At 61.1% G+C, this 6,274-nt stretch carries 6 protein-coding genes and 2 pseudogenes; 4 read left to right on the forward strand and 4 right to left on the reverse strand.

Going from position 1 to position 6,274, the window contains the following annotated elements:
- Positions 1-41: 41 nt before the first annotated feature.
- Together BLR85_RS12725 and BLR85_RS12730 are read right to left on the reverse strand one after the other, a co-directional pair.
- Positions 42-548 (reverse strand): annotated as a pseudogene (locus BLR85_RS12725) (transposase); the annotation flags it as partial.
- A 308-nt stretch (positions 549-856) separates the two neighbouring features.
- Positions 857-1,273 (reverse strand): annotated as a pseudogene (locus tag BLR85_RS12730) (DDE-type integrase/transposase/recombinase); the annotation flags it as partial.
- A gap of 166 nt (positions 1,274-1,439) precedes the next feature.
- Here BLR85_RS12730 and BLR85_RS12735 point away from each other — a divergent pair.
- From BLR85_RS12735 to BLR85_RS12750, 4 genes are all read left to right on the forward strand, one after another.
- Entirely contained in the window at positions 1,440-2,987 is a 1,548-nt protein-coding gene (locus BLR85_RS12735; RefSeq protein WP_244520714.1) for a sensor histidine kinase, read from the forward strand.
- Positions 2,984-3,592: a response regulator transcription factor gene (locus BLR85_RS12740; protein ID WP_093156365.1), complete on the forward strand. Its 609-nt coding sequence runs from the start codon at positions 2,984-2,986 to the stop codon at positions 3,590-3,592. The genes BLR85_RS12735 and BLR85_RS12740 overlap by 4 nt, the downstream gene beginning before the upstream one ends.
- Before the next feature lie 89 nt (positions 3,593-3,681).
- Positions 3,682-4,164, forward strand: a complete 483-nt coding sequence (locus BLR85_RS12745; RefSeq protein ID WP_093156368.1) for a GlcG/HbpS family heme-binding protein — start codon at positions 3,682-3,684, stop codon at positions 4,162-4,164.
- A gap of 68 nt (positions 4,165-4,232) precedes the next feature.
- Entirely contained in the window at positions 4,233-4,907 is a 675-nt protein-coding gene (locus tag BLR85_RS12750) for an ankyrin repeat domain-containing protein (protein ID WP_093156371.1), read from the forward strand.
- Between the two features lie 457 nt (positions 4,908-5,364).
- Here BLR85_RS12750 and BLR85_RS12755 read toward each other — a convergent pair whose 3' ends face one another.
- Positions 5,365-5,901: a CIA30 family protein gene (locus BLR85_RS12755; RefSeq protein ID WP_093156374.1), complete on the reverse strand. Its 537-nt coding sequence runs from the start codon at positions 5,899-5,901 to the stop codon at positions 5,365-5,367.
- A 44-nt stretch (positions 5,902-5,945) separates the two neighbouring features.
- The coding region (locus tag BLR85_RS12760; RefSeq protein WP_139188382.1) for a transposase at positions 5,946-6,274 on the reverse strand (329 nt) is incomplete at its 5' end.

The raw sequence follows: 6,274 nt of genomic DNA on the forward strand, positions 1-6,274 counted from the left end.
ATGGCCTGTGCAATCGCGAGAGCATGCTCCAGCCCGAGTTCGCCAAACATCTGGTACCGGTCTTGCTGCCGATAGAATGTGGTCTTGGGAATGCCGAGTTTGTCCAGCGTCCGCTTCACCGGCAAGTGGGACAGCTCCACAAGGCGGATGAATTCGAGCTTGTCTGAGGCTTGATATCCCATATGTCTTCGTCTCCCCCAGCATGCTTTTTCGAGCAAGCGGTTTTCGAGCGTGAGGTTGGCCACAGCCTCCTTCAGTGCCGCAGCTCCCGCGCGAAGATCTTTGATCTCGGGACTGGTCGCCTGACGGACGGTATCGCCAGCCAAACGCTTCTTTCCAGCTTCGAGCAACTCCCTCGACCAGCCGTAGTACAGGCGGGTGGCAATCCCTTCCCGACGGCACAGCGCGGCGATGTTCTCCTCGCCACGGAGGCCCGCCAGAACGATGGGGATCTTCTCCTCGGCCGAGTAGTGCTTGCGGGTCTTGTGGTTGATCCCCGTGACCAGCTTGTCAGCGGCATCCTTCGATGTTCCGGGTGTCTGTTTCATCTTCGCTCCCTGATGGCTTCGATGAACCAGAACCCTCCGTCGCTCAAACCCCTAAATCTCTCCGTAGGGCGCTGACGTCAGACACAACCCACTGACATTACTCGTTCAATCCAGCGACCTCACATCCAAAATCCCTGTAAATCAAAAAACTTCCCTGTAAATCGGGCCAGAACAGGGAAAACCACCCGAAAACGGACCCGCGTTTCGGGCCCACTGAGACGCCTGCAGTTGTGCTCCGAAAATAATGGGAAATGGGGTGGTGTCAGACAAGTTCGAACTCGTCTCTACTAGGGCAAGACTGCTGTCCCTTATGCCGCGCCGAGGCGGCGCCACCCGGCGAGAGCAGCGGTACGGTTTTTCTTGAAGTTGGACCTGGAGGAGAGGCTGCGCTCCGAGTTGAAATGGTTGGAGACAGAGGCGTGGACGGCGGAAAACATTTGCAGACTTCGCATCCGCCGGAAGCGTTGCATCGCCCGCTCTCGTCGTCGGAACGGCAGGTGCGAATTCTCCGCCCGGTCGTTCAGCCATTGGCCAGTTTCGTGTAGTTGTTCGGCGCCAATCGCCTTCAAGGCCGCGCCGCAGGACCGAAGCAAGTCAGAGACGATGGCCTCAGGCCGGCCGTATCGCCGCATCGTTTTCTTCAAGAATTTCAATGGACCGCCAGGCGGATGATCTCTTCGCTCGTCTTGAAGTATTTGAACGGGTCGCGTTTTGTCATCTGTGGACGCTACCCAGCCCCCTGCCCCGCGACAAGCCAAGTTGCTCTGACACCGCCTTCCGAATGAATGACAGCCTCCGTAGTTCTGCGGATTTCGAACGAGTGGGTTCCAACTATGCTAACGTCGAAGGAACCACCAATGAACCACCGCCGGATACGACTGGAGCAACAGATTGGAAAAAAGCGGGAAACTATTCGACGGCAGGCTTCTCGGGCGCCATATGGGCGTCGCCCTCTGGCTGTCTGCCTGTTTCCTGGCGCTGGGAGGAATCTGGATATCTGAACGCAGTGCCAGGATTGACGAACTCACCGCGGAAAGCGATCGCCTGCAAGCCCGGGTCTCCCAGCGTGCCGATCAACACGCCGCTCACCTGACCGCTCTGTCCGCCATTGCCATCGCCGGCGCGGAGCAACGGCCCGACCTCTTTCGGGATGTTGCCGGAGCGATCATGCAGTTCTATCCTCGGATCACTGGAATTGCCCTGATCCCGCTTGGCACAGACACGGGCGGAATCGAGATCGGAATGGAGGAGACAGACCTTCGGGACCTCATTCGTGCCGCGGCGCGCGAGTCTACGGGGGCACCTGTGCTCGTACCTGCGCCGTGGGAGACCCCGTCTTATCTGATCGTCAAGCGCAGTCCGAACACCGATGCGGCACGCTATGGCCTTGCCCTGACGATCGACGCCAGGGCGCTGCTCGAGGGCGAGTCCGGCTATTGGGAAAAGGCGGCAACAGTGCGTGTGCTGTCTCTTCCGGACGGGACGCCGATCCTCGCCGAAGGTCCGGAACCGGGAATGCCGCAGTTCGCAGAAAGATTGTCGAGCGGCACGCAACCGCTTCGCCTGGAGACCAGCGTTGCGCTCAATCCTACCGACCTGCTGCCGCTGACGAAGGTCGCGCTGGTCATCGCCATAATGACCCTCGGGGCATTTGCATCCCGGGTTGCTCTTCGCCAGCGCGCAAGGGTCCGGGCAGCGGAACAGCTGGCAGAGTTAAGTGGTATGGAAACACGTCTCAGCCATGCGAGCCGCGTGAACGCCCTTGGAGAGATGGCGAGCGGTATGGCGCATGAGCTCACCCAGCCTCTGACCGCAATCCTCGCCCAGGCCCAGGCGGCACGGCGGCTCGCGACACGGGGTGACACCGGCAAGGTTTCCGAGGTGCTCGAAGAAATCATTGCACAAACGAGACGAGCGTCGGCAATTCTGGAAAGACTCAGGACATGGACGCGACCGCACTCGCGGCGGCCGGAAACTGTGGACGTGCGGGACTGCGTGGCAGTCGCCGAGACCTTGCTTGGTCGTCAGGCTGAGGAAATCGGCTCCAAGCTCGTGATCCGGACGCCGGATCAACAGGTCCCAGTCCTTGCAGACCGGATCGAACTGGAGCAGGTGATCTTCAATCTCGTCAGGAACGCGCTCGACGCTGTCGAAGGGATCGATGGTGATCGCATCGTGACCGTGACGCTCTCAGTGGACGGACACATAGCGCATGTAGACGTTCAGGACACCGGACCCGGCGTCCGGGAAGACATCAGGGACAGGCTCTTTTCGCCATTTGTGACCACGAGGGATGCGGGAACGGGGCTTGGACTTGCGCTCAGCCATCGGCTCGTGGAGCGCGCCGGAGGCGATCTGGCACTGGTTCACGCAACCAGCGGCGCCCAGTTCCGGGTCAGCCTCCCGCTTGCGCAGGAAAGCCGCGAGGCCGCGGAATGAGCGCTCGGGTTTACCTTGTCGATGACGACGCCGCCGTACGCGACGCTCTCTGCCTGCTTCTTTCAACGGTGGGTATCGACACCACCGCATATGCCCGCCCGGCGGATTTCCTACAGGCGCTGCCGGGCCTTGCGCCGGGTTGCCTCATCCTTGATATCCGGATGCCCGCGATTTCCGGTCTGAAGCTTCAGGAACAGCTGCGCAAGGCGGAGATCGACTGGCCGACCGTTGTCATCTCTGGCCATGGCGATATCGAGGCCTGCCGCAAGGCATTTCGAAATGGTGCAATCGACTTCCTTTCGAAACCGGTGGACGAACAGGATCTGATCGATGCGATTCAGAAGGGCCAGGCGGCGTTGGACCGGGCGGTGGCAGAACAGGCGGAGCGCAACGAGACGCTGGTCTTGCTGGCCGATTTGACGCCTCGCGAACACGAAGTGCTGTCGCTGGTTGCCCGCGGCTTCACTACGCGCGATATCGCAGGCGCGTTGGGTGTCTCGCCCCGAACCGTGGAAAGCCATCGCGCGGCCATCGGCGCAAAGCTCGGGACCACCTCGCCGGCCGAAATGGCGCGCCTGTGGATCGAAGCGGAGAGCACTCCGTAGAAGTACGGAGACCGATGCCCGAGCTACGAATGGGGCCATCTTTGCCGTGCTGGTAGGTGTTTTCCTGTCAACAGTAGAGGAGACCTGACATGTACCGATCGATCATCTTCGTGGCCGCGCTTGTGGCACCTATTGCCGCCGCTGCCCAGGAATTGCCCACTGCGCCCTATTTGCCGCTCGCCATGGCCAGCGATGCCGCCAGTGCCGCTCTCACCGCCTGTGCCGACGAGGGCCATAACGTCAGCGTTGCGATCGTGGCACGCGACGGCACCACCAAGGTTCTTCTGAAGGCAGACAATTCCGGTGCTCATACCGCCTCGAGTGCTACGGGCAAAGCGTTCACTTCCGCCGGCCTGGGGCGGGATACTGCGGGTCTCGCCGAGTTCATCTCTGCAAACACTCAGAACAATGGCCTGCGGGATATGGACCCGCGGCTTGTCATTCAGGCAGGTGGATTGCCGATCCGGATCAACGGCGCACTTGTCGGTGGCATTGGTGTCGGCGGTGCACCCTCCGGCGCAATCGACGCCGATTGCGCACGCGTCGGCCTCGACAAAATCGGCGCGGAATAAGGCGCCCTGGCCGCGCGTTCTGCGCACGGCTCGCAATTCTGGAACCTCCCTTGCAGAAAGGACCCGTCATGACCCGTTTTGCGCTCATTCCCTTTTTGGCGTGCCTTGCCGCCATGGCAACAGCCCAAACCGCGCCATCGTCCAGCGAGATCGCCGCCTATGAGGGGCTGTTCCGCGCGGCGCACACCGGAGACGCCGCGACAATCCGACGGCTCGCCGAAAACGGTGCGGACGTCGATGCGCGCGACCCCAAGTGGCGAACGCCTGCACATGTGGCGGCTTTCGCTTCTGAAGACACGGCGCTCCGGGCGTTGGCGGAGGCCGGGGCGGACATGAACGCGCTCGAAGGTCGCGCCTACGACGTGGTCACGATCGCGGCGGTGGCGGACGACCCCGATCTGATGTCGCTCGCCATCGACCTCGGCAATGATCCCGGCCTGATGACCAGCCCCTATGATGGGACCGCGCTTATCGCGGCAGCGCATCTCGGCCATGTCGAGGTGGTCAAGCGCCTGATCTCGGCGGGTGCGCCGCTGGACCATGTGAACAATCTGCATTGGACGGCGGTGATGGAGGCCGTGGTCCTGGGCGACGGAGGCCAAAACCACCAGGCCGTTCTCGAGGCGCTGCTCTCGGCCGGAGCCGACCGGACCCTGGCAGACCGGGACGGCGTCACGCCATTGGAGCATGCGAGGGCGCGTGGGTTTACGGAGATGGTTGTAAGGCTCGAGCGGGAAGATTGAGAGATTTCCGGCAATACTTGCCCGAGATCTGTATTCTGAATGGTTACCGTGATATCCAGATAGGAAGGTGCTCGGCAGCTATTGACGGAGCTGCCCCTCTTGACTCATAAATCAATCATCGCAGGAGAACGACCGGAGAACATCGCTCCGGGCGTTTTGCGTTAGCCCGCTCCGAGGGTTCCTCCCAGGCGAATGTGTATGCGTGGGGCTGAGCGCAGAGGTTCTCTAGCGACAGTGGATTTCACCGGGGAATCCACCCGCGACGCAATCCTCAAGAAAGATTTCTATTTACAGATAATTGCGGCGCACCCACAGTCGCGCAAAGTGGATTCTTGACCAAAACTGTAAAATCCACAGAGGAATCCAGCTTGGCCGGAATCCACCCCTCGGAATCTACCCCGGGAATCTACTTCGATAACCAGCACCACCAGACAAAAGCAGACCATTTCCGGTCGTGTCAGATCGGCTCGTTCGCGGCGTAGAAACGGATGTCTGCGATCGCGATGTCGGCTTCGAAATCGCGGCCGATGGCGACGATCCCGAGGCGCCGAAGGCCGGCGATGTTCAGTGCCTGATCCGTGCGGTGCGGCGTGAACTTCGCGAAAGGCAGGAACACGGTTTTCCATTCCGGCGGAGCCCGGAAACTCTGACGGTAGGATACCCACGGACGGCGGATGTCGGAGGTTCGCAGATGCAGGTTGTAGGTCTGACCGTTGCCGAACACGTCGAGCCGGATACCCTCCCATTGCCGCGCATCCACCTCGCCGCCGGCATCGCCGAGATCCAGGGCGACCTGCAGGAAGCCGCCATTGTTCTCAAGGCTGACACCGCCCCGCATGCGGATGGCGTCTCGAGCGCCAACGGTCTCACGGGACATCGTACCCGACGAAACGCCGCCCATCACCCGGTCGGAGATCAGCGTCCAGCCATTGCCGGTCACCGCCATCGGCGGGTCGAAACGGAGATCGTCGATCACTTCCGGGGCATCAATCATGGGGCGGGTCCCTCCTGCCACTGGCGTAGATTTAGCAACTGTGTCTATTCATCGAGCTTAAGACGCCATGGGGTATCGGTTTTGATGATCGCGTTAGCGATTGTGACCAACCTTCGGGCGATTGCGATGATGACGAGCTTGTGTGGCTTTCCACGCTCCTTGAGGCGTTTTGCGACCGGCTTCAGAACCGGATTGTGACAAGCGGCGGCGAGCGCGGCCTGGTACAGCACATGTCGCAATGATCTTCGTCCGCCCGCGATAACGCGTCTGCCTTGCATCGCCCCGCTGTCATGTGGGACCGGTGCCAAACCGGTCATGGCAGCAATCTCACCCGATGACATCCGGCCGAGTTCAGGCAGTTCAGCGATCAACA

Origin of the sequence: Aliiruegeria lutimaris (assembly GCF_900099935.1) — a bacterium.
Lineage (GTDB): Bacteria > Pseudomonadota > Alphaproteobacteria > Rhodobacterales > Rhodobacteraceae > Tropicimonas > Tropicimonas lutimaris.